The sequence below is a fragment of the Thioclava sp. DLFJ4-1 genome (genome assembly GCF_002020145.1).
In the GTDB taxonomy this organism is placed as follows: domain Bacteria; phylum Pseudomonadota; class Alphaproteobacteria; order Rhodobacterales; family Rhodobacteraceae; genus Thioclava; species Thioclava sediminum.
On record NZ_MPZT01000003.1, the window covers coordinates 530,305 to 556,640 of the forward strand.

The window sequence follows — 26,336 nt, forward strand, 5'->3', positions numbered from 1 at the left end:
TTACAAGGTCATGAGAAATTTGGAAAGAGAAGACCAGCCCGCGTGACGTATGTCAGCGGATAATGCAGCAGATGATGATGGTCTTCGTGGTCATGGCGGCAGCATAGGACGCAGCGCGCCCGAAGGTCCAGAGCAAAAACGACCGTGTGCAACGTCATAGAAAAAGGCGGCCGCAGCCGCCTTCTTAATGATTTCCGATCAATACCTTACAGGCCGATCTTTATTTGATCTCGACGTCGTCCATCGCCTCGACGATCATCAGGTCCCGCTCGGATGCGCCTTTGGCATGGGCGAGCGCCGCCTGATACTCGTCGGAGTAGTAGCAAGTCTCGGCAGCTTCCAGCGACGGGAACCATGCAACGACGTTGCGCGCGCGGTCATTGCCTTCGAGCTGCACATAGCGCGCGCCACGGGCGAGGAAGCGCCCGCCATGTTTCGCGATCGCGGGGCCCGCGCCCTCGGCATATTTGCCATAGGCCTCGTCGTCGAGCACCTTTACATGGGCGATCCAGAATGCGCCTGCCATTACAATCCCTCCAGAACAGTTTTCACGGCCGCGATGGCCTCATCGGCTTTCGACGGATCGGCCCCGCCGGCTTGCGCCATATCGGGACGACCGCCGCCGCCTTTGCCGCCAAGCGCCTGCGCCGCGGCCTTCACCAGATCGACCGCGCTGACACGCTCGGTCAGGTCCTTGGTGACGCCAGCCGCCACGGCCGCCTTGCCGCCCGCATCGGCCACCACGAGGATAACGCCGGAGCCGACATTCTCTTTCAGCTCGTCCACGATGCCCGGAAGGTCCTTGCCGGTCACGCCGGACACAACTTGAGGAACGAAATTCAAGCCGTTGATTTCGCTGATGTCCGGACCACCGGAGGCACCGCCGCCCATCGCAAGCTCGCGACGCAGTTGCGCGATCTCATTGGCCTGCGCCTTGCGCTCGTCGAGGATCGCCTGAAGACGTCCGAGCAGATCGGCCTCGGAGGTTTTCACCAGCCCTTCGATCTCGCCCAGCAGCTTGTCGCGGCGGCGCAGCTCGGCCATCGCGATATCACCGGTCAGCGCCTCGATCCGACGCACGCCCGACGAGGACGCGCTTTCGCCGGTCAGGACGAAGGTGCCGATATCGCCGGTCCGCTTCACATGGGTGCCGCCGCAAAGTTCGAGCGAATAGACATTTCCGTTCGTGCCTTTGCCGGAATTGGCCAGCTCGCCCATCGAGACGACACGGACCTCATCGCCGTATTTCTCGCCGAACAGCGCCTGCGCGCCCAAATCGCGCGCGTCATCCGGCGTCATAATCCGAGTATCGACCTGCGTGTTTTGGCGAATGAATTCATTCACTTCGCGTTCGATCGTCGCGACTTCCTCAGCCGAGAGCGCCTTGTTATGCGAGAAGTCGAAGCGCAGACGGTCCTCGGCATTGAGCGAGCCGCGTTGGGCCACGTGATCACCAAGCGTGCGGCGCAGCGCCTCGTGCAGCAGGTGCGTGGCCGAGTGGTTCGCGCGGATCGCGCTGCGGCGCGCGTGATCGACTTCCAGCTTTGCGCCCTGCCCCTTGGTGATCTCGCCCTCGGTGACACGCGCGAAATGGATAAAGACGCCTGCAACTTTCTTGGTGTCGGTAACCTCGGCTTTACCCGTCTCGGTCACAATCCAACCGCGATCGCCAACCTGACCGCCGCTTTCGGCGTAGAACGGGGTCTGGTTGACCACGATCTGAACCTCGTCGGTCGCTTTGCCGATCTCGGCCCCGTCGGTCACGAGCGCGGTGATCTGACCTTCGGCGGTCTCGGTGTCGTAGCCGAGGAATTCGGTCGCGCCGAGCTTCTCGGACAGATCGAACCAGATCGCGGCATTGGCCGCCTCGCCGGTCCCGGACCAGCTGGCGCGCGCCTTGGCCTTCTGCTCTTCCATCGCGGCGTCGAACCCTTCGGTATCGACCTCACGCTCACGTTCGCGCAGCGCATCCTGCGTCAGATCGAGCGGGAAGCCGAACGTGTCATAGAGTTTGAACGCAGTCTCGCCCGGCAGCCTCTCACCTTCGGGCAGGTCCACAAGCGCCTCGTCGAGCAGCTTGAGCCCGCGATCGAGCGTGGTCTTGAAACGGGTTTCCTCGCCCAGAAGCGTCTCTTCAATCAGCGCTTGCGCCCGGCCAAGCTCGGGGTAAGCCGCACCCATCTCGCGGATCAGCGACGGCACGAGACGGTGCATCACCGGGTCCTTCGCGCCCAGCAGGTGCGCGTGACGCATCGCGCGGCGCATGATCCGGCGCAGGACGTAGCCACGCCCATCCGCCGAGGGCATCACGCCATCCGCGATCAGGAACGAGGTCGACCGCAAGTGATCCGCGATCACACGGTGATGCACGTTGCCCGGCCCGTCCGGCGCACCATCGGTCGCGTTGGCCGAGGCCTCGATCAGGTGGCGCATCAGGTCGGTGTCGTAATTGTCGTGCTTGCCTTGCAGCAGCGCGCCGATCCGCTCGAGCCCCATGCCGGTGTCAATCGACTGCATGTCGAGCGCGCGCATCGAGCCGTCCTCGAACTGCTCGTTCTGCATGAAGACGAGGTTCCAAATCTCGATGAACCGGTCGCCATCTTCCTCGGGCGAACCTGGCGGGCCGCCCCAGATATGGTCGCCGTGATCGAAGAAAATCTCGGTGCAGGGACCGCAGGGACCGGTCGGCCCCATCTGCCAGAAATTGTCCGAGGTCGGGATACGGATAATCTTCTCGTCGGGCAGACCTGCGACCTTCTTCCAGATATTCGCCGCCTCGTCATCGGTGTGGTAGACCGTGACCAGCAACTTGTCCTTCGGAATATCGAAATCCTTGGTCAGCAATTCCCAAGCGAACGGGATCGCGTCTTCCTTGAAATAATCCCCGAAGGAGAAATTCCCCAGCATCTCGAAGAACGTATGGTGGCGCGCGGTGTAGCCGACATTGTCGAGGTCGTTGTGCTTGCCGCCTGCGCGCACGCATTTCTGCGCGGTCGTTGCGCGGTTGTACTCGCGCTTCTCCACCCCGGTGAAGCAGTTCTTGAACTGCACCATGCCGGAATTGGTGAACATCAGCGTCGGGTCGTTGCGCGGAACGAGGGGAGAGCTGTCAACGACCCGGTGGTCGTTACGCTCGAAGTAATTAAGGAAAGTGGAGCGGATTTCGTTAAGGCTGGGCATATCGTCCTGTCTCGCCTGATCGGGCATGTTCGGTCCCGTTTAACGCCGCCCTTTGCCCCTGTCCAGCAATCGCAAAAAGGCCGGGAGACGACGCTCCCGGCCTTTGCATGAATTTGCGGTGACGATCAGTCTTCGGTCAGCGCGTCATCTTCGGACAATTTGTCGAATTCGAGCCCGTGGCTGGCGCGAATCTTGTCCTCGATCTCATAGGCGACATCGGGGTGCTCGCGCAGGAACGTCTTCGCGTTTTCACGGCCTTGGCCGATGCGTTCGTCCCCGTAGGAATACCAGGCGCCAGCCTTGTCGACGACCCCGGCCTTGACGCCCAGATCAACCAGCTCGCCCATCTTCGAGATGCCCTCGCCATACATGATATCGAACTCGACCTGCTTGAACGGCGGGGCCACCTTGTTCTTCACCACTTTCACGCGGGTCTGGTTGCCCACCACCTCGTCACGATCCTTGATCGAGCCGATGCGACGGATGTCGAGACGCACGGAGGCGTAGAATTTCAGCGCGTTGCCGCCCGAAGTCGTCTCCGGCGAGCCGAACATCACGCCGATCTTCATCCGGATCTGGTTAATGAAGATCACCATGCAGTTCGAACGCCCGATCGAGGCGGTCAGCTTGCGCATCGCCTGGCTCATCAGACGGGCCTGCGCGCCCACGGTGTGATCGCCCATATCGCCTTCGATTTCGGCCTTCGGCGTCAGCGCCGCGACCGAGTCGACCACGACGAGACTGACCGCGCCGGAACGCACCAGCGTGTCGACGATTTCGAGCGCCTGCTCGCCTGCGTCGGGCTGCGAGATCAGCAACTCGTCGAGATCGACGCCAAGCTTGCGTGCATATTGCGGATCGAGCGCGTGTTCAGCGTCGACAAAGGCGCAGACGCCACCCTTCTTCTGCTCTTCCGCGATCGCGTGCAGCGTCAGCGTCGTCTTGCCCGAGCTTTCCGGCCCATAGATCTCGACGATCCGGCCTTTCGGCAGCCCGCCGATGCCGAGCGCAATATCGAGGCCCAGCGAGCCGGTCGAGGTCGCTTCGATTTCCCGCGCGGGCGTGTCGCCGCCGAGCTTCATGATCGAGCCTTTGCCGAATTGCCGCTCGATCTGCGCCAGCGCCGAGTCGAGCGCCTTTTGCTTGTCTGCCTTGGGAGATTTATCCATATCGAAAAGCTTCGCTACTGCCATTTGTCCGCTTCCTTATTTCACAGCGACGGCTGGTCGGCAATGCGACGCCCTCGCGCAGATGTTCACCTCATGTTCTGATCGTACTATGCGCACAGAACGTGAACATTACAACAAAATTTTCCACAACTCACTGAACCGCCAATTCGGTTAAGAAACGGTTTACCCGCGTCGGCCGAATGATTATCACCGGCTCAGTTAGGAGCTGACCCGCCAAGATGCTGATTTTCTGGAAACAAAAACTCGTTTTTCTCGCCACGCCCAAGGCAGGTTCCTCTGCGGTCGAGACAGCGCTGGAGTCGCTGGCCGACGTCGCACTGACCCGTCCGGCTGTTCTCAAACACGCCTCGGCCCGCGATTTCCAGGATCATCTTGCGCCGTTGCTGTCGTCGAAGACCGAGGCCAGTTTCACCACGGTCGCGCTGATGCGTGAGCCGCTCGACTGGTTGCGGTCGCTCTATCGTTTTCGACTGCGCGATTTGATCGAGGAAAGCGACATTTCAGCCGGCTATTCCTTCGAACAGTTCGCGCGCGACTACATCGAGGACCCGCGCGCAGGGTTCAGTGACGTGCCCAGTCAGGCCGCATTTCTGTGTGATGATGCGGGCACGCCGCTGGTGGACCGGATTTTTCCGTATGAGCGGATCGAGGATTTCGTTCATTTTCTCGAAGATCAGCTCGGCTTCGCCATCACCCTGCCCCGCGTGAACGTCCCCCCGGCGGTCGAGACCGGGCTCGCGCCCGAGACCGAGGCTGCGCTGCGGGTCGCGATGCAGGACGATCTTGCGCTCTATGATCGGGTCACCCGCGCCTTAGCGTGAGAGCAAGTCCTGCACTGTCGCGGTCAACTCGCTCAGCGAGAAGGGTTTCGGCAGGAAGACCGAATCCGGTACGGGGGACGTTCCGTTCTGGAACACTTCCTCTGCATAGCCCGACATGAAGACCGTGCGCGTGCCCGGCCGCGCCTCGAGCGCGCGGCTGACCCAGCTTGGCCCATCGAGCCCGGGCATGATCACGTCGGTGACGAAGATATCGACCTGCAAATCCGCATCTTCGAGCAGTTCCAGCGCCTCTTCCGCGCTCTCGGTCTCCAGCACGGTGTAGCCGCACAGCTTGAGCGCGCGCGCGGCGAAGGCACGCACCGGGGGCTCGTCCTCGACCAGAAGCACGGTCGCCTCGGCGGCAATCACCGGGGTCGCCTTTGTCGCGAGCGGCGCAGCTTCCGCTTTGGGCACGACGGAAGGCGTCGGGGGGCCACGCGGGGCAGTTCGCGCCTCCGCGGCATCGCCGTCGGCGCGCGGCGTATCGCTTTCGTCACCAGCGTCATAGGCGGGCAAAAGGATCGTGAAGCTCGTTCCTGTCCCGATGACGGAATCGCAAAAGATATAACCGCCGGTTTGCTTCACGATGCCATAGGCCGTCGAAAGCCCCAGCCCCGTGCCCTCGCCGGTGCGTTTGGTGGTGAAGAAGGGCTCGAAAATCTTGCTTAATTTATCGGCCGCGATACCGATACCGGTATCGGTGACCTTGATCGCAACATAGTCGCCCTTCGGCACCGCCACGCGGTCGCGGGTGCGGTTTTCGGCAAGGTGCACCGCGTCGGTCTCGATCCGGATCTCGCCCCCGCCGGGCATCGCGTCGCGCGCGTTCACCACGAGGTTCATGATGACTTGTTCGAGCTGCCGCTTGTCCGCGCGCACCCGTCCGGGATCGCTTTCATGCTTGACGCTCAGGACGACCTTCTCGCCAACCAACCGATTGAGCAGATGGGTCAGTTCGGAAAGCGTGTCGTGCAGATCGAGGATCTCCGGCTTCAGCGTCTGCTTGCGCGAGAAGGCAAGCAACTGACCGACCAGCGCGGCCGCGCGATTGGCATTCTGGCTGATTTGATCGAGATCGGCATAGTCGCCATCGCCCTTGTCGTGGCGCAGCATCAGCAGGTCGCAATGACCCGAAATCGCTGTGAGCAGGTTATTGAAATCATGCGCAACACCGCCTGCAAGCTGACCGATCGCCTGCATTTTCTGGCTTTGCACGAATTGCGCTTCGAGCGTCTTGAGCTGCGTCGCGTCGGACAGCACGGCGAGCAGCCCCGCACGCCCGTTTTCCACGATCCGCGAGAGTGTGACCTGAAGAAAGACCTCCTTGTCGCCGCGCCGAGCGCGCAGCACCTCGGGACGGCCATCGGCGCGGCCTGCGAGCGCGTCGTTCACCCAATCCGAAACAGGCCGCCCGAGCCCTTCGAGGAGGTCGGCAAGGCGGGTCTGTGGCTCGATCCCGCCAAGGAGGCCGCGCGCCGCGCGATTGGCTGCGCGCACCCGACCATGGGCTGACAGGCGCAGCATAGCGACGGGCAGCGCCTCGAAATTCGCGCCTTCCTCGGCGGAGCGCGCACCCCCGATCGGGAGGAGATACACCTCGGATCGGCCGCCCACGCCTTCAAGCTGGGCCACGACCGCGGTAACGGGGCCGTCCTCTCCCTTGATCTCGTGCTCTTCGCCCGAGCGCAGCGGCAGATCGGTGAAGATGCGATCGAGGGAGCGCACCCGCTCCCCCACGAGCCGCCGCAGCGCCTCGTTCATGAACAGGATCGTGCCGCCGTTGGAGACGGTGAGCATCGGCAGGCTGATCGTTTCCGCGCCGCGCCCGCCAATCGTCCGTTCGGCCATATCTTCGAGCCGCCAGAGAAAATCGCCCGAGCCGATACGATGAACAGAGAGCCGCAGATGGCCGCGCCGGGTCACGAGATCCTCGCGCGCGGCCCCCGTCGCCTCTGCCTTGCTTTGCAGGCGGCGCAACACCGCGCCGGGATCGGCGAAAAGTTCCGCCAGGGTTCGCGCCAGGCCCTGCCCGCCGCGCGAGCCGAAACGCTCCACGGCGGCCCTGTTCTGATAGCCGATCTCGCCTTCGGGATCCGTAGTGAAGCTGGGGGCTGCGTCATGGGCGATGAAATTCGCGAGCGTTTCCTGCTGTCGTGCGCGTCGCCTTCGGTCCTGCGCCAAGGCCAGTCGCAGCCAAGCGGCCGTGATCACGAGCGTCCCCGCGACAGAGAACATCGCCCAGGTCACCACCTCATCGGGCATCACGAAAGCAATCGCCGCCGCAATTCCCGCTGCAAGCAGCAAATAGACCGCGCCCGGCGCCAGCGCCGCCATCGTCTTCGAGAGTGGCTGCAGCATCAATTCGTTCCGCCCCACGCTCGCCTCCCTGCCTTACAGATCGGCCCCATAGCGCGGCAAAAAAATTAAAACCCAATTAACGAGACTAGACTTTCAACTGACGATTGAGTCAATCACGCAGCCGTGATCCGGGCTGCAAAAGTGGCAGAAAAATCAAAGCTGGAGTTGGGCCACGAAAAACCCGTCACCACCGGAGAGCGGCGTGAATTGCCGCCGCGACAACAGCTCGCAGCCGTGACGCGTCACGAAATCGGCGATCTGCGCGCCATTCTCGACCGAAAGAAGAGAGCACGTCATGTAGACCAGACGTCCGCCGGGGGCGACGAGGTCGCGGGCCGCGTCGAGAATTTCGCTCTGCAGGGCGACAAGTTCGGTCAGACGCGCAGCACTCAGACGCCATTTCGCATCCGGCGTCCGGCGCCAGGTCCCCGAGCCCGAACAGGGCGCGTCGACCAGCACGAGGTCATAGCCCGTCCCAGGATCGCCCGGCGCGCACAGGGTCACTTTTGCCCCCGCCCGCTTTGCGCGGATGGGCAGATCGCGCATCCGCCCCGCATCGATGTCATGCGCCGCGATCTTGGCCCCGGGACAGGCCGCGGCCAGCGCCAGCGCCTTGCCCCCGCCGCCCGCGCAATAGTCGAGCACGCGCTGACCCGCCGCGATCGGAACGGACGAGATTGCGGCTTGCGACGCCGCATCCTGCAATTCCACCAGACCGTCCATATAGGCCGCCGACTGCTGAATGCGCCGCGCGCCTTCGCCAAGCTCCAGCGCGGTCTCTGCGAGCGGATGCGGGAACGCCTCGATCCCGTCCTTGGCGAGCGCGGCGATTGCCTCGGCACGGTCCGCTTTCGCAATATTGACGCGCAGGAACACCGGCGCCCGGGCGCGCATCGCCCCGGAAATTTCGTCGAAGTCCGGCCCGAGATCGGCGGCAAGCTGGTCGCGCAGCCAATCGGGCCAGTCCAATTGCGCAATGTCGTCGGGCAAAAGCTTGGACAGGGCCGCGCGCTCCTCTTCCGTGAGAGGCGCGGGCGCAAAGCCCTCGCCCGTGAAGATCGTTACGGGATCGGTGCCCTGCAAGCGGAGCAGCCCGGCGACCAGCGAACGTCCCTGCGCCCCGCCCCCGGCAAGCGCGGCACTCGCCTTGCAGCGCAACACATCGAAGACGTGATCGCGGATCGCCGCGCGGTCCTTGGAGCCCGCGAAACGGTGGCCGCGCGCCCAGTTGGTCAGCGCGCGCTCGGCCACCTCGCCCGTCCGGATGCGGTCGAGAATATCGATGGCGGCGGCATAGCGCGCGGCGGGCGTCATGGGCGAGCTCCGAATTAAGCTGTGGTCTGGGGGCGTTGTAGGCGGCGGCGGGGACCGGCGCAACGTCGCGCTGCAAAGACCGCAGCCCGAAGCATCGCGCGCCCAAATGTGTCGATTCCGATCAATTTCTGCCCCATTTTCGCAATTTCGCCATATTTACGCCGCGGTAGTTTCGCTTTTTGCAACTGGAGATAGTTAATCAACCGTTTTCAACCATGGGGCGTCCTGTCTTGAAGCGTTTAAAGAGTTTCTTCTCCGCCGAAGACGGCGCCACAACGATCGAAGCATTGCTCTGGCTGCCGTTGTTTATCGGGATGCTCGCCGCGACCGTCGATGTTTCCCTCATCTTCAACGCCCAGTCGCGGATCCTCGGTATCGTGCAGGATGTCGATCGCGCCTACTCGGTTGGGCGGTTCGAGAATGACGAGGACACGATGGCGCGCCTGCGCGCCCTGCTGCCCTATGACGAAAATACGTACACGGTCGACACGCAGGTCACAGACGGGATCATCGAGACCCGCGTGACGATCCCGATGTCCGAACTCGTCGCTACAGGTCTTTTCACCAGAGTTCTCAACATGGACCTCACGGTCCACGACTACCGCTACATGGAGTCCTGACATGAACCGCGTAACGATTACCGATTTTACCGCTGAAGAAGATGGCATGATCACCCAGCTTTCGCTGTTCTGGACGATCCTGTTCCTCGCTGTCGGCAGCCTCGCGCTCGACGTCTCGAACGGCTATCGCAATCGGGTGGTGATGCAGGACGCGGCCGATGCAGCGGCGCTCGGTGCGATGTACCTCTCATCCGACCCGCTGATCACCAAAGACGAGGCGAAGACCCGTGCGGCCCAGTTGGCGCATTCCAACCTCGCCTCCGATGACGGGACTTCGGTGATCACAAAAGACGACGTGACCTTCGGCTATTACGACGCGACCAATCACCGCTTCGTCACGGATTACGCCGAAGACCTCGATCTGAGCCCGGCCGTCCGCGTGATGGCCCATCGCACGACCGAGCGCGCGAACGCCGCACCCACCTTCTTCGGCAAGGTGATCGGTCAGGACGGTTGGCAGATCAACACCGGCGCCGTGGCCGAAGCCTATCAGCCCGCCTGCCTCACCGAAGGTCTGGCCGCGAAAGGCGTTATCGACCTGCAATCGGGCAACAGCTTCGCTTCGGGCTTCTGCCTCTATGCGGCGCAATATGTTTCGCTCAATCAGAACAACCTCTTCGAGAGCGGCGCGATCGTGTCGATGCCCGACACCAGCAAGCTCGACATTCCCGCCTCGGGCTTCACGAAGAATGACGGGCTGCAAGAGGCGCTGCGCACCTCCTTCTACAAGCTGCGCGTGCTCGACCGGATTCCGAAAATCATCCAGTCCATGCGGGACGGCACCGGCTACTTGCCGGCCTATATCACGAACAGAACCCCGACGGTCCTTACCGGAACGAAGCTTGAAACTACCGAATTCACCCCCGGCAATCTCTATGTGCTCGACTGCAATTCGAGCGTGACGATCTCGGTGCCGAGCAAGGTCGACGACACTGTGACGACCGATCCCGCCGTGATCTCGGAAGTCGCTGTGATCGCGGATTGCCCGGTGAAATTCGGCAATGGCGTTGCACTCGAAAACGCGATCTTCGCGAACACCTCGACCGACGATCGTAGCTTCTCGGCTCCGCAGGGGCTGCGCATTGGGCGCGATGACAATTGCGCACCTGACGGCGGCGCGAAACTGATCACTATGGGCGGTGTCTCCTCGGCAGCGAAAATCTCCTTCTTCGGCGGCCAGATCCTCGCGGTGAAGGATGTGAGCTTTTCGGCACAGGCCGACGGGATCGAAGGTGTCGCGATCGTCTCCGGCGGCAAGATCGACGGCACCTCCAACTCGCGGTTCGGTCATTGCGATACCGGGATGGAAGGCAATATCGAGATGAGCTACTTCCGGCTGCGGATGTAACCGGCTTGCGGCGGGTCGCCAGACGCGCAAAGCGCGATTGAAACGATCCGCCCAAGATGGGATAGGAGAAGTTACGTTTTCGCCGCTCCTGTCTCACTCGCTCCGAGGTCGCCATGCCTGATCGCGCCGCATCCGCGCAACCGCACTCCCTGCCGCGCGTCGTCGCGATCGGTTTCAACAAATGCGGCACGCGTTCGCTGGCCGAGCTGTTTCGCGCGGCAGGCCACCCCACCGTTCACCACAAGATCCGCGAAGGCCGCCCCGTACCGCGCCGCATCGGCCGGGTGATGCGCGAGAACCTCGCCGCCGGGCGCAAGGTCTTTGCCAGCGCCGAGGATTTCACCTTCTACTGCGACCTGATCTACAGCGACGGCACCGTGACCTGGGAAGGTGCCACGGCCTTCCGCGAGATCCTGCGCGACTATCCCGACACGATCCTGCTGTTGAACTTCCGCGACCGCGAGGGCTGGATCGCGTCGCGCCTCAAGCATGGCCATGGCGAGTTTGCCAAGCGCGAACTGGCGGCACGGGGGCTGACCGATCTCGAAGAGCTTAAAGGTCAATGGCGCGCGGAATGGGATGCGCATCTGTCCGATGTGCGCGCCTATATGGCCGACAAGCCGGATCAATATGTGGAGTTCGATCTCGACCGTGACAGCGCCGCCGACCTCGCGGCCCGCCTGCCCGCCTATGGGCTCGATGCGGCGGATCTGCAGGATATCGGACGCACACGCGGCAAGAAGATGCACCCGCTCAAGCGCTTGGCGAAAAAGCTCAACGCCCATCTGCGGCCGCGCTTCTTCCGCTGACCCCACCGATCCGCGATTGCACGGCCCCGCCCGCTGGGGCTATTGAGGGCGCGTAACTCAAAAAGGTGTCGCATGAAGAAACAGATCATCTGTATCCGCTGGGGCAAGAAATACGGCGTCGATTACGTCAACCGCCTCTACGGAATGGTCGCGCGCCATGTGACGCCGCCCTTCGATTTCTACTGCTTCACCGACACGTTCGAGGGGCTCGATCCGGGTATCACCGCAATGCCGCTGCCCGAACTCGATTGCGACATGCCCAATGTGCGTCAGGGCATCTGGGGCAAGTCGCGGCTGTGGCGCTCGGATCTGGGCGGGCTGTCGGGGCCGGTGCTGTTTCTCGACCTCGACGTGGTCGTGACCGGCAATCTCGATGCGATGTTCGAGTACGGCGACCCCGATGACGTGATCCTGACCCGCAACCCGAACACCCCGTTCGAGCGACTGGGCCAGACCTCGCTCTACCGTTTCCCGATCGGCAAGCTGGCGCCGTTGCGCGAGGAATTCCTCGCCGATCCTCAGGGCACGGCGGAGAAATACGTCTTCGAGCAGCGCTTCGTGACGCGGCGCACGCCGGGTGGTGTGAAGTTCTGGCCGAAGGGCTGGGTCGCGACCTTCAAGTGGCACTGCATCCGGCAATTCCCGATGAACTTCTTCGCACCGCCGAAACTGCCGAAGGATGCGAAAGTCGTGATCTTCCCCGGCGGGTTGAACCCGATCGACGCGATCGAGGGGCGCTGGAACAGCCGCTCGACCCATATGGCGCCGATGGAGCATGTGAAAGCTGGCCTGCGCGGTGAGCGGGACGGATCGATGCTGCGCCACCTGCGGCATTTCCTCTGGCCCACGAAATGGGTCGAGGAGAACTGGCGCAAAGATCCTTAACCGGTGATCCCGAGCCGCGTGGCCAGGTCGCGGGCGCGCGTATCCTCGACCGTGTCGGCCTCGACGCTGTTCACGGTGCGCATCACCTTGCGCCGATAAGCCTCGCGCTTGGCCACAAGGTTCGGCCCGCGCGCGATCTTCGCCTCCAGATCAGCTTTCGAGCGCGTGTAATAGTGGTTCAGCTGCACGGCAGCGGTGGAGTAGAACTCCGGCTTGTCGCGCGCGCTCATGTCGGATTTCACCCCCGCGTCGTTCCACGTCGCCGGCCCGCCCTCGGTCTCCATCGAATGAACGCGCAGCGCCGTCAGGCGGCACGGATCGACGAGCATCTTGAACGCCCGCAGCCCCGGCGCGTCGCCCATCGGATCGCGTGCACGGGTGGTGAAATTGGCGAGCATCCCGCCCTCGGGCGTCCTCTCATGGCCGGAGAAGCCGAACATGTGCCACGGCAGCGAGACATTCGGGATATCGCCCAGAGGCGCAAGTGCGGCGTTCAGATCGTCTCCCGCGGTGGGGATCAGGAACTCATCCACGTCGATGAAGGCCATCCAGCGCACGTCGCTCCCGAAATTCCCAGCCGCATGAGCATAGGCGAGCACCTGATTGTGGATCTCGCGCCCGAGACGGATGTCGCTCAGCCGCTGTGCCCAGGGGATGATCGTGAGCGCCTCGGGCGGCAGCGTGTCCTGCAACACCGCGCGGGTCTCGTCCGTGCTTGCGTCATCATAGATCACGAAATGCCGCACGCCTGCCGCATGGTGGAACCGCGCCCATTCGCGGATGAACCGCGCCTCATTGCGCACGATCGCAGCAATCGCGATGCCATGACGGTCCGGACGCGGCTCGGGCGTGGTGATCCCGAGCTTCGAGATTTTCGCCCGGCCCAGCAGTTTTCGCAGCATTCGCGCCTCCCGTCCAAGCCACGAACGGGACTCCCCCGCTCAGTCGTCGGATTTGTAGCTGTAGCGGTAGTTATAATGATATTGGTAATGGCCGCCATAGCGCTCACTCGCCTCGGCCTTGAAGCCGTTGAGGACCGCACCGGTAATCGACGTGCCCGCCGCTTCGAAGCTCGCCTGCACCGCGCGCACCGCGCCCTGCATCGTCTCGAGATGGCGCGCGACCGCGATGCTCGCGCCCACGGAGCGTCCGATCACGACCGGGTCGGTCACGGCCAGCGCAGGCGGCGCGTCGACGATGATCAGATCGAATTCGCTATCGAGTTGGCGCAGCATGGTCCCGAACTCGGCCCGCATCAGCAGCTCGGACGGGTTCGGCGGATAACGGCCCGAGGTGATGACTTTCAGCCCCTCGACCGGCCCGTCGCGCATCACCTCCGCCAGGGATTTCTCATGGCCGAGATAGTCGGAAAGGCCTTCCACCGTTTTCGGCAGATGCAGGAAGCGCGCGAGGTAGCCTTTGCGCATATCCGCATCGATCACGCAGACCCGCTGCCCCGCCTGCGCCGCAACCACGGCGAGGTTGATCGACATGAATGTCTTACCGACACCCGGCGCGGCGGAGGTGATCTGGATCGAGTTGGTCTGCGCATCCAGCAGCCCGAAATGCAGCGAGGTGCGCAAGGAGCGCAGCGCCTCGGTCGCGACCGCCTCGGGATGTTCGAGCGCGAAGATCGGCAGATCGCCCTTGCGGTTGCGCAGATCGGCGGCTTCCTGTGCGAAGGGCACGGTTGCGAAGACCGGAAGGCCGAGCGCCTCGATCTCTTCGGCGCCCTTGATCCCCCGGCGCAGCGCGCGACGGATCAGCACGATGGCCGCCCCGATGATCAGGCCGAGGATGGCCGCGAGGGCCACGATCCGCGATTTGCGCGGCGCGACCGGGATCGTGCTGGCATAGGCTTTGTCGATCACGCGGACTGAGCCCACCGTGGAAGCGCGCACAACCTTCAGTTCCTGCGAGCGGTTCAGCAGCTGGGTGTAGACCTGCTGCGCCACTTCAAGATTGCGCTGCAGGTTGAAGATGTCCTTCTGCGTCTCCGGCAGCCCTTGGGTCGCCTTCTTCGCCTGATCGAGCTGCGCCTGCAGCTCTTTGCGGTTCTGCAGCAGCGCCTGATAGGCGGGGTGATTGACCGTGTACTGGTTCTTTAGCTCTGCCTCTTTTAGATCGAGTGCAGAGAGCTCACCCTCGATCTTTGTCACGCGCTCGAGCAGGGCCTGGGTCTCGTATTTGACATCGACCGATTTCTGCTTCTGACGATAGGCGTTGAGCGCCTGTTCCGCGTCGGACACGTTCTGGCGGGCGTCGGGAAGCTGTTTCTCAATAAAATTGAGGCTGTTCTCGGCGGAAGCCGAATTGCGCTCGATATTCTGCTCCACGAAGGACGCCGCGATCGCATTCAGGATCGCTTCGGCCCGCTGGCGATCGGTGTCCTGATACGAGGTCTGGAGGATGTTCGAACCGCGCGGACTTTCGGAGACCGAGAAATTCGCCTTCATCGTCTTGATCGCGGCGTTCAGCGATTGCCGCCCGACAAAGAATTCCCGCCCGGCCGGGGCATCCATCGATGCCAGGGCCAAGGTAAAATCGCCATCACGCGCCGTGATCTCGTGGCCCACCGTACCCGCGAGATCGGTCCCGTCCGGCAGCGTGACTTCGTAGCTATCCGTACCGGTGACCCGCAGGTCGATCACCTCACCGAGCCATTGCTCCGGAACTTTCATCCGCCCGATCTGCAGGCTCTCATTCGCCCATTGATACTGATCGAGCAGCCCCGGATCCGGCAGATGCAGATTGGCCGGCAGCAGACCGATCACCGGCAAACGCCGCGGGATCACGAAATTCTGCAGGTTGAGCTTGTTGGCCGCCTCCCCCAGAACGAGCCGCGAGGACATGATCGCGATCTGGGTTTCCGCCTCCGATTTGCCGCCACCGTCGCTGCCCAGAATATCCTGCATCGAGGTCGGCAGCGCGGCCAGCGCATTTTGCGATTGCTCGAGCTGCAAGAGACCGGTGGCCTGATAGATCACCGGTTTGCGCAGCGCAATAAAAGCACCCAGAACGACAGCGATGACGAAGGCCAGCGCGATCCATTTCCAGCCCGCCAGAAGCGCGCCTGCCAGCGCCATCAGGTCGATCTCGTCATCCGCGACCTCGGGCTGTGCGGCGTGTTTCTGCGTTATCTCGGAAATTTGCTTCATCTGTCCCGCTCAAACTCTCAAATTCTTATACAAAACCACGCCTATGCCGCCCTGACGCGGATCAACGTTTCGGTGCGAGCCGCGAGACCCATGCCTCGCTCGCGGCGGAAATCTCCGTGAAGGCCTTGCGATGGGCGTCGATCGGTTCCCTGTACGGGTCGGCGATCCCTTTGCCCCCCATCCACTGATCGAACAGCATCACCCGCCCGGCCAGTTGCGGTGCGCGACGCGCAATCTCGCGCTTGTGGCCCGCCTCCATAACGAGGATTAATTCGTGCTCGGCGCCGATCTCGGCGGTGAACTGGCGCGCGACGTGACCGTCGAGGCTCAGCCCGTTTTCCGAACAGACCTCGGTCATAGTCTTGTCAGCACTCGCACCGACGACCGCACCGATACCAGCCGAGGTAACTTTAGAGTCAGGCAATGCCGCGGCCAGAAGCCGTTCACCCACGGGGGAGCGGCAGATATTGCCAACGCAGACGACGAGGATGGATCCGACTTTCGCCATATCAGTTCGCCAGCCCCGATGCGGCTTTGGCCGTGCTCAGGGTCGGCAGAATATTGGAAACGACGCGGTTCCACTTCGCGACCGGAGCGGTCGTGACATAGACGACGTCCTGCGGATGCAGGAAGAACTTCGTGCCGACCACGTAAGCAGCGGCACTCGACGTATCGAGCTGGAACACGACAACGCCACTCGGGGTATCGCGGAACACGAAAACCCCGCGCGCATCGGCCTGATTGGTGTTCAGCCCGCCGACAGAGGTGACCGCTTCGGTGAGGCTCACATCGTCCTTGGTCAGATCGATCGGGCCGGGTTTCACCAACTGCCCCAGGAGATAGGCTTCGAGCTTCGTCGCGCGCTGCACCGAGACGACATCGCCATTGCGCAGCACGGGGTTGTTCGAGGCGATGCCCTGGTTGAGGAAGGCCTGCAGGTCGACCGCATAGCTCCGCCCGCCGCGGCGGACGAGCACCTGGCGCGCATCGGCCGTCTCGTTCAGGCCGCCCGCCTCGTTGATCGCATCAAGCAGCGTAAGCGACTTGGAGGTCAGCGGGATCCGCGCAGGCTTCCCTACCTCGCCAGTGACCGACACGGTCTGCGAATTGTAGCCCACGACGCGCACCGACACCTGCGGCGAGGGAATGAATTCCTTCAGCTGGCGCGAGAGATCGGCGCGCACCTGCTCCGGCGTGCGGCCCGCGGCCTGCACGTTGCCGACATAGGGATAGTAGAAGGTGCCGTCCGAATTGACGCGCAGACCACCCTCGGCGGGCGACCGGGTCGAGCCCGCGGGCGAGGTCAGCTCGGGATGTTCATAGACGACGATATCGAGCAGGTCGCCCGGCCCGATGCGGTAGTTCCAGTAGCCGCTCGACGGCAGCGTCGTGCGTCCGCCGCTCAGATCGGACGGTGCGCCGAAGGTGGCAACATTGGCGAGGCTGAGCCGAACGATCGCGACATCGCCCGCCGCCGGATCCTCAACGGAACTGACATTGCGGGTGTTGACCGGGAAATTTGTGGCCGAAGTGTCGCAGGAGGCCAAAAAGAGCAACGCGCAAAGCGCCGCGAAAATCCTCGTCATTGCCCCCATCGTGCCCTCCTGAGCCTCGTAACCTATGCCTGCCACCCATTCCTCGGCCAAGGGACCTGAGACGGGCTTCATCTAGCGCCTCTGAATAGAGAAGCTGTCGCTGTTTTCAACCGCCCATTCATACTTCGGCATGAATCGCCCGCCAAGCCTTTCAACCTTGTGGCGAGCAGCGCACAGCGTGAAACCGGATTGATTTCATCGCGTTCGTGACACTGTTCAGGCGACGCAACGTCACCCCGAGTCTCACGAAGAGGTGATGAGGCGTTGTCGCGAATACTCGCCTAAGTCGTGTGAAAGGACGTTGACCCCCGGGAACAAAGTTAAGTATCTCTCTATCGACGGTATACGTACGATTTTCATTATTTTTACTCTATCGCGTTAGCAAAATATTAAGATTTGCCGCCGCGATAATGATTTTTATTGCCGGGGGGCAGTGTATGATTGGTCTTGAGTATGTTGTGACAGCTTTTGTTGCGTCGCTGTTAATGGCGGTCCTGATCGTTGCGACCAAGAGCTTTCATGGCAAACTCACGCTCGACGGCGATCATGGTGTCCAGAAAATCCACGCAGCTCCAACTCCGCGCATCGGGGGCTTTGCGCTCCTCGCAGGCGTTTTGGCTGCGGGTCTGACGCTCGATGCGCAGACGCAGGCGCTCTGGTGGACGATCTGTCTTTGCGCCATTCCCGCCTTCGGCTCCGGCGCGATCGAGGACATAACCAAGAAAGTCTCCGCCAAGTGGCGCCTGATCGCCACCGTGTGCGCCGGGCTGATCTTCTGCCTCGTATCCGGCTATCATATTCATCGCTCGGACATTCCCGGCCTCGACTACGTGCTGCTCCACTACCCGGCCTTCGGAATCGCGCTCAGCGCCATCGCGATCGGCGGGATCGCCAATTCGCTCAACATCATCGATGGCGTGAACGGGCTCGCATCCGGCTCCGCGATCATTGTCTTCTCGGCCTTCGCGGTGATCGCCGGACAGACCAATGACGGACCGATCCTCGCGATTTGTCTGCTGATGATCGGCTCGATCGCGGGGTTCTTTGTGATGAATTTCCCCTCCGGTAAGCTGTTTTACGGCGATGCCGGGGCCTATGCGACGGGGTTCGTGCTCGCGGTGATCGGAATTGTCCTTCCCGCCCGAAATCATGAGATTTCCCCGCTGATCGCCGTACTCGCACTCGCCTATCCGTGGATCGAAACCGTGGTCTCGATCCGGCGTCGCATGAAGCGGGACGGCACGCATCCTGGGGCTGCGGACCGCCTGCATCTCCACAGCCTCGTCTATCGCAGTCGCGCGAAACGAATCGCCGAGTCGCTCGGACGCCCGGAGATGCGCAATCCGATCACCTCGGTTGTGCTCTGGTCGCTCAGCTTGATCGCGTGTTCCATCACTGTGCTCAGCGCGACCTCACCCGCAGCCCTCGGTGCAGGCGTGGGCGTGGTCTTCGTCTGCTACATGCTGATCTACCGCCGCGTCGCGCTTGGCAGCAAACTACGTCGCGCGATGGCCATTTCCCGCCGTGAACGGGTAAAAATCTAACGCAAATAGGCCCTTATCAACTCGGGCCTCAAAGTGGCGCAGCGTGTCTGCGTGTATCTTTTCAGGTGGCGCCGAGCGCTGATTGGCGCATTGAGTCTTACCTATCCTGCGCGGATCGGCGCTCGTCACCACCTCGCCGGGGCCGTAACCGGCCCAAGCGGTCCCTACTTAGCCACCTCGCGATACGGCGCTTCATCCTGCATAGGTGCAACACTCTCGCAGAGCATCATCCACACCAGAGCCGCGAGAGGAAAAATTGCGAGTCCCGTAAGCATCGCGTGAATCCCCATTCACCTCATACCCGTCACAAATATGTCATATCACAGGATGCGCGAATCGGCATGAAATAAAGTTGCTGGAGCCGCTGTCCATTTGAACAGTTTCTCTGGCCTGACTTAGGTTTAGCCCGAATCAAAAAGGCCCCGCAGATGCGGGGCCCTTCCTAATTCGCAGCTCGAACGGATCAGTTCGTGCCGTTGGTCCCGTTGGTACCACTGGTACCGCCGCCGCTGCCCATCGCAGCCGCTGCAAGACCGACACCAATGATCACCGCTGCGACCGGGGTGGCGCCACTAAGAGTGCTCTTCGTCGCCTTGGGCGTGCAAGTCACAGCGACGTTCCCGTCGGCGTTGTAAACGGCATCGGAAACGGCCGTTTCACAAACGTTATTGGCTTTTGCCCAAGCGACGAGCGCGTCATGGCTGAGATTGGCCGGCGCTTGCAGATCCTGCGCCGCACCCGGAAGGGCGCCGGCGAGAGTAGCTGCCACTGCAATGGCACCGGTAAAGAACTTCGTCATCGAAACCTCCGATTAGGTTGGGATAGGTAAGACATGATAATCTTATATTAATCTTTTGGTGAACCATAGGGTTAATTAATCCCGAACGGTTCAACCGGCTTAGTTGAGCACACCAATCGCGATCTGCCCGACAGTGGGGGAAACCCATTGCCGCCCGGCTTGGATCCGTCCCTTTTTATCGGTCCAATAAATATTGGTGACGGTCATTTTCGGATTGCTGCATTTTTCTTCGTGACGCAGCAAATTCTGCCCCGCGAGGGTTTCGTTTCCGGCTGTCGTCATTTCGCAGCCAAGCAGGACATAATCGGAATGGTTGTCCGCCGTGAGGAAGCGGTAGGTCCGGCGATAGGCGCCGATCTTCGTCCCGCGAAGGGCGGCGAGCGTCGGTCCGGAGTCCGCGGCCATCAGATCATCGCCTAAACCTCTGGTTGCAACAACCACGCCACGATCCACGGACACCGTGATGTCGTCATCCGTGCGCCAGGTTTCGACCGTGCCGTTACGCCCGGCCAGAGACAGGACCGCATTGGCGTCGCGCGACGGGATGACCACTTCGAGCCCGCGCGCGGGAGCGGTCTGCGTCACAACCTTCACGCCGACGCCCTCGCCTTGAGCTGGAGCAGTCGGCGCAGTCGCGCCCTGCCCCGCGGAACGGCTGCCCGAGAGCGTCACGGTATTGCTCAGATTTTCGAGCTGCGCACAGCCCCCCAGCGCAAGCAGCGCCGCACCGAAAACGAGTGATCTCATCGCCAGAACCGCTCCCAATTGCCGTCAAAGGAGGCGGGCTGATCCTCGCGCACCATCCCGTAAAGCCGGTTCGACACCCCCAGCCGCGCCCCGCCATCGCGCACGATCGGCTGAATCACGGTCGAATAACGTTGCTTCGTCGTTTGACCCGTCGCCCAGTGCAGCGGGATCGTGATCATGAAGCCCTTGTCGAAGGAGCCCTCGCCGAAATCTGCCGAGGACACATCGGTCTTCGTCGCATAGACGCCGACTTTCCAGCCATTGTCGAAAACGCGCGAGAAGCTCAGCGTCGCCCCCCAGTCGCCCGCGAGATACCGGCCCACATCGAGCTGCGTATAGAACTGGTCGGTGAACTGGTAATAGGCCGACAGATGGCCCGTCGTGACCTCGTAATCGCGCAGATCGAAGCGCTGGTCATAGCCGCGCTGGCGCACCCGGTTCAGCTCGGCCCCGAGCGCGAGGCGGCTGTGCTCCGGCGCCCAGAGCAGCTCGGTCGAGACGCCCGCGAACATCGGTTCTAGATAGCCCGCGGTCACACGCCCGAAGAGATCGCGACCGGGACGGAAGAAATAGGCCCCCGTCAGTTCGGGAACCGTCGGCCCGGATCCTTTGTAATAGAGCCACGCATCCGAGCGCACATGCGGCAGCACCGAGTCCGAGGGCCGGTTCGCCTGATTGAGATTGCCGATCACCTTCTGGTTCACGCGCCCGGACAGCAGCAGGCCCGGCGCAATCTCGTATTGCGCATTGACGCTGACACCAAGATCGGCGCGCAACGGATCGTCGGGATCGAAGAGGCCCGGGCGCAGATACGGCCCGACATTCCACGAGAACCGCGGATAGGCGCCCGGCGCAACCGGAAGCTGTACGGGCGCGCCGTCGATCTGAGCATGGGCGCGCATCAACTCGCCGCCGACCGGGTGGAATTCATAGGCCTCGAGATCGTCGCGGCGGATCGTCGTGGTCGAGACTGGCTGCGAATTTTCCGACAGGGTGATCGCGAAGCGGTCGACGCTCGCCGGGGCCTGCGCACTCAGCACGCGGGCGGCGCGCCCGATCGCCTCGGGCGGCGCGTTGTAGCGATCGTTGCGGATCTGGATCGCGAGGGTGGAGCCGCTGAGCTTTGCGCCTTCCAGCACAAGCCCCTGTTGCGCCAAGCCCGGGCGGAGTTTCGCCGCGAGATAAGCGGGATCGTTCGTCCAGCTTTGCGCCGCCTCGACACCCGCGCGCGGCACGACCGGCGGCGGCGCGTCATTGAGCCCGCTCGGGTGCGTATTGTGTTTGGGGTTCAGCGCATAGCTCAGCTGCACGCTCAGATCGGTGCCGTAGAGATAGCCCGCCGTGAGCGAGGCGTTGTCGCTGAGCTTGTATTGCGCCGCGATGTTGATCGGGGATTTGCGATCGAAGGTCGGGCCGTCCTCGCGCGTATAGGCGTCGGAGGAATATTCCGCCATCAGCCGCAACCGGTCCGTCGCCTGCCACTCGACGCCGGCAAACAGCGCGGCATCCCCGGTAAACCATTGCTGCGGCTGGAAAGTCCCGCCTTGCGCGCCGGTGCGTTCTCCGCGTGTCTTGAAGTGATCTCCCAGCACGCCCAGCGGATTGTCAAAGCCGTTATTCGACCCAAGCCGCCCCCAGCCGATCCCTGCCGTCGCGCGCAGCTTCGGCGTGACCGACTTGGTCGCGACGACATATTCCCCGGAATAGACACCGGTGCCGGTCATGTCGTTGATGCCGAAGGCCATCGCGGGCCGGATCCGGCCCTCGTCGAGGAAACGATACTGGATCGAGAAGCTGCGATCATAGAGCGTATCGCCGCCCATGTAGTTCTTGATCGTCGAATACCGGAAGCCTGCCGACAGGCGCGGCGTGATCTGGAACGCGGCCGAGACGCGGGTTTGTCCTGCGAAGGTGAAGACGTTGAAGCCCAGCTCCGCATCCTCGCGGCTGCCCGCGACAGGCATGTCGATCAGGCCGGGGATGCCATAGCTGTTATAGCCCCACGCGCGATCGGCGGATTGCGCGCAGGCGGGACCAAACCCGACCCCTGCGAGCGCGCTGCTCGCCATCGCGAGGAAGAGGAAACGGGAGCGGTAGGGGCGCACCAACATGTCTGCAAAAATCCGGCTCGGTCACAATCAATCGGAGACCTAGCAGAGAGTCGCACTCCTCCGAAACGCGAATTCACGCTTTCTTAAGGAGCTGTCGCAGATTTGCACGGAGTGGTGGCGGCGCACCGCCGAGTTGGCTGCTATTCGCCGGCCAAGCGCATGTAGACGTCTTCGTAGCGGATGATGTCATCCTCGCCCAGATAGGCGCCGGTCTGCACCTCGATCAGCACCATCGGCAGCTTCCCGGGGTTTTCGAGCCGATGCGTCTCGCCGATCGGGATGTAGACGGATTCGTTTTCCGTCACGAGGCGGGTCTCGGGGCCCAGCGTCACCAGCGCGGTGCCTTGCACAACGATCCAATGCTCCGCCCGGTGGTGATGGCTTTGCAGGCTGAGCGCCGCGCCGGGCTTGACCGTGATGCGCTTCACCTGAAAACGATCACTGAGTACAAGGCGTTCGAACCAACCCCAGGGCCTGTGATCGCGTGGAAAATCCGTCGCTTGCGCGGCGTTTCGCGCCTTGAGCGCGCTTACCGCCGCCTTCACATCCTGCGCGCGCGAGCGATGCGCAACAAGCACCGCATCAGGCATCGCCACCGCGATCACGTCCTCAAGCCCGATCCCGACCATCTCGATACGCGGATCTTCGGAGCGCAGCAGGCTGTCGCGACAGTCAATCGCCGTCGCGGGTCCAGAGAGCGTCACCCCATCCCCGCGTGTCCCCGGATTAGCACGACGCACCCCCTCCCAGTCGCCAAGATCGGACCAGCCCGCCTGCATCGGCATGACGGAGACGGTCTCTGCCCGCTCCATGATCGCGTAATCGATGGAGATGTCGGGGGCGTCGCTCCATGCCTCCGGATCGAGGCGCAGAAATCCCAGATCGGCACGCGCCGCGGCAAAGGCCGCTTCAACCGGAGCGAGAACCGTCGGCGCATGGGTTCGGGCTGCGTCGAGGATTGCCCCTGCCGAAAACAGGAACACCCCGGCATTCCACAGGTAATCCCCGCTCTCATACATCGCGCAGGCCTGCGCAGCGTCGGGTTTCTCGATGAACCGGAGCAAAGGCACGACGCCCTGCGCATCTGCCTCGCGACCGGGTTCGAGATAGCCATACCCCGTTTCCGCACGGTCGGGCGTGATGCCGAAAGTCACCAGCCGCCCTGCCCGCGCCGCTGGCTCCGCCGCCGCGATCGCGTGCCAAAACGCGTCTGAATCGGCGATGACATGATCCGACGGAGCGACCAGCATCAGCGCCTGCTCTCCGGCCTTTTGCGCGACCCAAAGCGCGGCCGCGAGTATGGCGGGCGCGGTGTTGCGGCCCTCGGGCTCGAGCATCACCGCGCCCGGGTCGATCCCGGTATCGGCAAGCTGCTCGGTCGCGATGAAGCGAAAATCGGACTGTGTCAGGACCACGGGGGGCGCGAAACCCTCACCCGACAGCCGTTCGGCCGTGGTCTGAAACAGCGTCTTGGGGCCAGTCAGTTCTGCGAATTGCTTAGGGTAGCTGCGCCGGGACAGTGGCCAGAGCCGCGTGCCCGATCCGCCCGCGAGAAGAACCGGAGTGATCATGCGTATCCTCCCAAAACAGCGGCAGATTTTCTGCCTGCCACGAGCCTGGCACAGGCATCCCTAACGCAAGGTTAACTTCAGATCGGACAACCTAAGCGCGCACGTTTTCGCGCAGGTTCGCCTTGCCTGATTGACTTTCCGCGCCCGATCCCTCAGCCAATACGGGCGTAATTCGATTGAACAGAAAGCCCTTTCATGACCGATCACAGCCCGGCCCGCGCGTGGCATGTGGCGCAGTTCAAGCCCAACAGCGCCGCGATCGCCCGGCGAAATCTGGAGCGGCAGCGGTTCGACATTTTCCTGCCGATGGTCGAGACGACGCGTCGCCAGTCGGGCAAGTTCGTGACCCGCAGCGCACCGCTCTTTCCGGGCTATCTTTTCGTGCGCGAACAGGAGAAATCGGCGCGTCTGGGCGCGGTGAACGGCACGCAGGGGATCACGCGGCTCGTGGCGCTCGCGGGGCGCCCGACACCGGTTCCCGATGCGATGATCAAGGCGCTGCAGGCGCGCTGCGACGCGGAGGACCAGCTGCAGCCGCTGCCGGACTACGCACCGGGAGACGAGGTCACGCTGGCGACCGGCCCCTTCGCGGATTTCGTGGCCACGGTCGAAAAGGTAGATGCCGAGAAACGGGTCTGGCTGCTGCTGGATTTCATGGGCCGCGAGACCCGGATCAAGGCGACATCCGACGCCTTGATCTAAACCCGCCAGCCAGCGCGACAGCCTAGCCTTTGTGCTGCTCATACGCGGCTAAAGCGCGCGCGCGCCCCTCTTTCAGATCGATCAACCGTTCGGGATAATCCTGATCCTGCGATAGCTGCCAACTCTCTGGGATCGCCTCGAAATAATCCGTCGCCGTCTCGGGCGGGCTGGTCTGCCCCTCGGCAATGAAATCCTTCCGGTAACGCCCGTCCTTGTCGAATTTCTCGAGCTGCGTCTCGGGGTTGAACACGCGGAAATAAGGCGTCGCGTCCGGCCCCGGCCCGGCCACCCATTGCCAGCCCATCGCGTTGCTCGCCGGGTCCCAATCGATCAGGCAATCCTCGAACCAGCGCAAGCCCACCCGCCAATCGGTCATCAGGTGCTTGCTGAGATAGGAGGCCACGATCATCCGCGCGCGGTTATGCATCGTCCCGGTGACATACATCTCGCGCATCGCCGCATCGACGAAGGGCTCCCCGGTCATGCCGCGCCGCCATGCCTCGGCGTCGTTATTGTCGCGCCGCCAGTCGAAGCCGTTCCATTCCTCGCGCCAATTGCGCTCGGCCATGTCGGGCCAGTGGAAGAACAGATGCCACGCGAATTCGCGCCAGACGAGCTCCTTCAGGAAGGTCTCGGCGCCTTGATTGCCCTCGCTCATGTAGCGATAGCCGGCGTGCCAGATCGTGCGCGGAGAAATCTCGCCATAAGTCAGGTTTTCAGACAGGCCCGAGGTACCGCCCGAAGCGGGCACGTCGCGCTGCGTCTTGTAGTCCGAGAGGCGATCGCGCAGGAAATTCGACAGCCGCGACTGGGCGGCGCGCTCGCCGACATTGACATGTTTCGCCACGATTGCCGCGCCGCACCGCATTGCCGCGCCCATCTTCCAGTCGTCCAGCTTTTCACTTTCAGGCCAAGACTTTAGAGCACGGAGCTCAGACACCGTCTTAACTTCCGGCGGGATGTCCTTGCCCTTCACCGCATTCCGATAAGGCGTATAAACCTTGTAAGGTTCGCCCGTTTTCGTCTCCACCGTCCACGGCTCGAACAACAGATGCCCAGTGAAGCTTTTGGCCTCGATCCCCTCCTCGGAGAGCGTGGATTTGACCTCCGTATCGGTGTCGCGGCCCGGCTTGTCGTAGCGGCGCGACCAGTAGACCGCGCCTGCCCCTGTCTCCTCGATGAGTGCTTGCAGGGCTTTCAGCGGATCGCCTTTGCGCAAGATCAGCTTTGAGCCTTTCTCCGCGAGGCTCTCCGCGAAGGCCTCCACGGCGAGGCCGAGCCGCCATTTCGCCGCCGCCCCCAAAGCTTCGACCTGATCGTCATGGATGAAGACCGGGATCACCGGGGCACCGGACTTCGCGGCCGCCGCCATCGCCTCATGATCGTGGAATCGAAAGTCGCGCCGCAGCCATAACAGGACGGGGGTGTCACTCATGCTCGTCTCCTTTGCCTCCCTTTCCCTACGCGCGGCGCCCGATCCGGTTCAGTCGCGCCCAAATTTTCCGCAACGCCCCTCTGCGTCGAGGCTTTTCCACACTTTGCCGCAGGGCTTCTGCCTATCTGCCGTGCAAATGCCTCTTGCGA

At 62.8% G+C, this 26,336-nt stretch carries 21 protein-coding genes; 7 read left to right on the top strand and 14 right to left on the bottom strand.

Going from position 1 to position 26,336, the window contains the following annotated elements:
- Window positions 1-220: 220 nt before the first annotated feature.
- The 3 genes from BMI85_RS12345 to recA form a co-directional block, all read right to left on the bottom strand.
- Complete coding sequence (locus BMI85_RS12345) at window positions 221-526, bottom strand: DUF1330 domain-containing protein (protein WP_078550499.1); 306 nt, start codon at window positions 524-526, stop codon at window positions 221-223.
- Window positions 526-3,180 (bottom strand): alanine--tRNA ligase, encoded by a 2,655-nt coding sequence (alaS, locus tag BMI85_RS12350; protein WP_078601485.1) that lies wholly within the window; start codon window positions 3,178-3,180, stop codon window positions 526-528. The genes BMI85_RS12345 and alaS overlap by 1 nt, the downstream gene beginning before the upstream one ends.
- A 125-nt stretch (window positions 3,181-3,305) precedes the next feature.
- The gene (gene recA, locus BMI85_RS12355; RefSeq protein WP_078523378.1) at window positions 3,306-4,373 is read right to left on the bottom strand and encodes a recombinase RecA; all 1,068 of its coding nucleotides are present in this window, start codon (window positions 4,371-4,373) and stop codon (window positions 3,306-3,308) included.
- A gap of 215 nt (window positions 4,374-4,588) precedes the next feature.
- Between recA and BMI85_RS12360 the strand changes: the two genes are divergently transcribed.
- Window positions 4,589-5,191, top strand: a complete 603-nt coding sequence (locus BMI85_RS12360; protein WP_078601486.1) for a hypothetical protein — start codon at window positions 4,589-4,591, stop codon at window positions 5,189-5,191.
- Here the strand turns inward: BMI85_RS12360 and BMI85_RS12365 are convergent.
- Complete coding sequence (locus BMI85_RS12365; RefSeq protein WP_078601584.1) at window positions 5,183-7,549, bottom strand: ATP-binding protein; 2,367 nt, start codon at window positions 7,547-7,549, stop codon at window positions 5,183-5,185. The two genes, BMI85_RS12360 and BMI85_RS12365, sit on opposite strands and share 9 nt — an antisense overlap.
- A gap of 153 nt (window positions 7,550-7,702) precedes the next feature.
- A complete protein-coding gene (locus BMI85_RS12370) occupies window positions 7,703-8,863 on the bottom strand; it encodes an RsmB/NOP family class I SAM-dependent RNA methyltransferase (protein ID WP_078601487.1) in 1,161 nt (386 codons plus the stop codon).
- 230 nt (window positions 8,864-9,093) lie between these two features.
- Between BMI85_RS12370 and BMI85_RS12375 the strand changes: the two genes are divergently transcribed.
- The 4 genes from BMI85_RS12375 to BMI85_RS12390 all read left to right on the top strand — a co-directional run bounded on the left by BMI85_RS12375 (window position 9,094) and on the right by BMI85_RS12390 (window position 12,525).
- Entirely contained in the window at window positions 9,094-9,483 is a 390-nt protein-coding gene (locus BMI85_RS12375) for a TadE/TadG family type IV pilus assembly protein (RefSeq protein ID WP_158522156.1), read from the top strand.
- A gap of 1 nt (window position 9,484) precedes the next feature.
- Complete coding sequence (locus BMI85_RS12380; protein WP_078601488.1) at window positions 9,485-10,831, top strand: pilus assembly protein TadG-related protein; 1,347 nt, start codon at window positions 9,485-9,487, stop codon at window positions 10,829-10,831.
- Between the two features lie 113 nt (window positions 10,832-10,944).
- The gene (locus BMI85_RS12385) at window positions 10,945-11,640 is read left to right on the top strand and encodes a sulfotransferase (RefSeq protein WP_078601489.1); all 696 of its coding nucleotides are present in this window, start codon (window positions 10,945-10,947) and stop codon (window positions 11,638-11,640) included.
- Between the two features lie 72 nt (window positions 11,641-11,712).
- The gene (locus tag BMI85_RS12390; RefSeq protein ID WP_078601490.1) at window positions 11,713-12,525 is read left to right on the top strand and encodes a glycosyl transferase; all 813 of its coding nucleotides are present in this window, start codon (window positions 11,713-11,715) and stop codon (window positions 12,523-12,525) included.
- On the opposite strand, the gene BMI85_RS12395 is transcribed toward BMI85_RS12390, so the two are convergent.
- The 4 genes from BMI85_RS12395 to BMI85_RS12410 form a co-directional block, all read right to left on the bottom strand.
- A complete protein-coding gene (locus BMI85_RS12395; RefSeq protein ID WP_078601491.1) occupies window positions 12,522-13,427 on the bottom strand; it encodes a glycosyltransferase family 92 protein in 906 nt (301 codons plus the stop codon). The two genes, BMI85_RS12390 and BMI85_RS12395, sit on opposite strands and share 4 nt — an antisense overlap.
- Window positions 13,428-13,466: 39 nt before the next feature.
- The gene (locus BMI85_RS12400) at window positions 13,467-15,683 is read right to left on the bottom strand and encodes a polysaccharide biosynthesis tyrosine autokinase (protein ID WP_078601492.1); all 2,217 of its coding nucleotides are present in this window, start codon (window positions 15,681-15,683) and stop codon (window positions 13,467-13,469) included.
- Between the two features lie 61 nt (window positions 15,684-15,744).
- A complete protein-coding gene (locus BMI85_RS12405) occupies window positions 15,745-16,191 on the bottom strand; it encodes a low molecular weight protein-tyrosine-phosphatase (RefSeq protein ID WP_078601493.1) in 447 nt (148 codons plus the stop codon).
- A 1-nt stretch (window position 16,192) separates the two neighbouring features.
- The gene (locus BMI85_RS12410) at window positions 16,193-17,350 is read right to left on the bottom strand and encodes a polysaccharide biosynthesis/export family protein (RefSeq protein ID WP_246832552.1); all 1,158 of its coding nucleotides are present in this window, start codon (window positions 17,348-17,350) and stop codon (window positions 16,193-16,195) included.
- 413 nt (window positions 17,351-17,763) lie between these two features.
- On the opposite strand from BMI85_RS12410, the gene BMI85_RS12415 reads away from it, so the two are divergent.
- Entirely contained in the window at window positions 17,764-18,822 is a 1,059-nt protein-coding gene (locus BMI85_RS12415; protein ID WP_246832553.1) for a glycosyltransferase, read from the top strand.
- Window positions 18,823-19,285: 463 nt separating this feature from the next.
- Here BMI85_RS12415 and BMI85_RS12420 read toward each other — a convergent pair whose 3' ends face one another.
- The 4 genes from BMI85_RS12420 to BMI85_RS12435 all read right to left on the bottom strand — a co-directional run bounded on the left by BMI85_RS12420 (window position 19,286) and on the right by BMI85_RS12435 (window position 24,050).
- A complete protein-coding gene (locus BMI85_RS12420) occupies window positions 19,286-19,621 on the bottom strand; it encodes a hypothetical protein (RefSeq protein ID WP_078523295.1) in 336 nt (111 codons plus the stop codon).
- Window positions 19,622-19,720: 99 nt separating this feature from the next.
- Entirely contained in the window at window positions 19,721-20,293 is a 573-nt protein-coding gene (locus BMI85_RS12425; protein ID WP_210402348.1) for a YjbF family lipoprotein, read from the bottom strand.
- Between the two features lie 71 nt (window positions 20,294-20,364).
- A complete protein-coding gene (locus BMI85_RS12430; protein ID WP_078601497.1) occupies window positions 20,365-22,479 on the bottom strand; it encodes a YjbH domain-containing protein in 2,115 nt (704 codons plus the stop codon).
- A 140-nt stretch (window positions 22,480-22,619) separates the two neighbouring features.
- A complete protein-coding gene (locus BMI85_RS12435) occupies window positions 22,620-24,050 on the bottom strand; it encodes a mannose-1-phosphate guanylyltransferase/mannose-6-phosphate isomerase (protein WP_078601498.1) in 1,431 nt (476 codons plus the stop codon).
- Between the two features lie 195 nt (window positions 24,051-24,245).
- Here BMI85_RS12435 and BMI85_RS12440 point away from each other — a divergent pair, with 195 nt between their 5' ends.
- On the top strand, window positions 24,246-24,752 hold the full coding sequence (locus BMI85_RS12440; protein WP_078601499.1) for a transcription termination/antitermination NusG family protein: 507 nt from the start codon (window positions 24,246-24,248) through the stop codon (window positions 24,750-24,752).
- A gap of 22 nt (window positions 24,753-24,774) precedes the next feature.
- Here the strand turns inward: BMI85_RS12440 and BMI85_RS12445 are convergent, their stop codons facing one another.
- Window positions 24,775-26,187, bottom strand: coding sequence for a deoxyribodipyrimidine photo-lyase (locus BMI85_RS12445; protein WP_078601500.1), 1,413 nt, complete (start codon window positions 26,185-26,187; stop codon window positions 24,775-24,777).
- Window positions 26,188-26,336 lie beyond the last annotated feature (149 nt).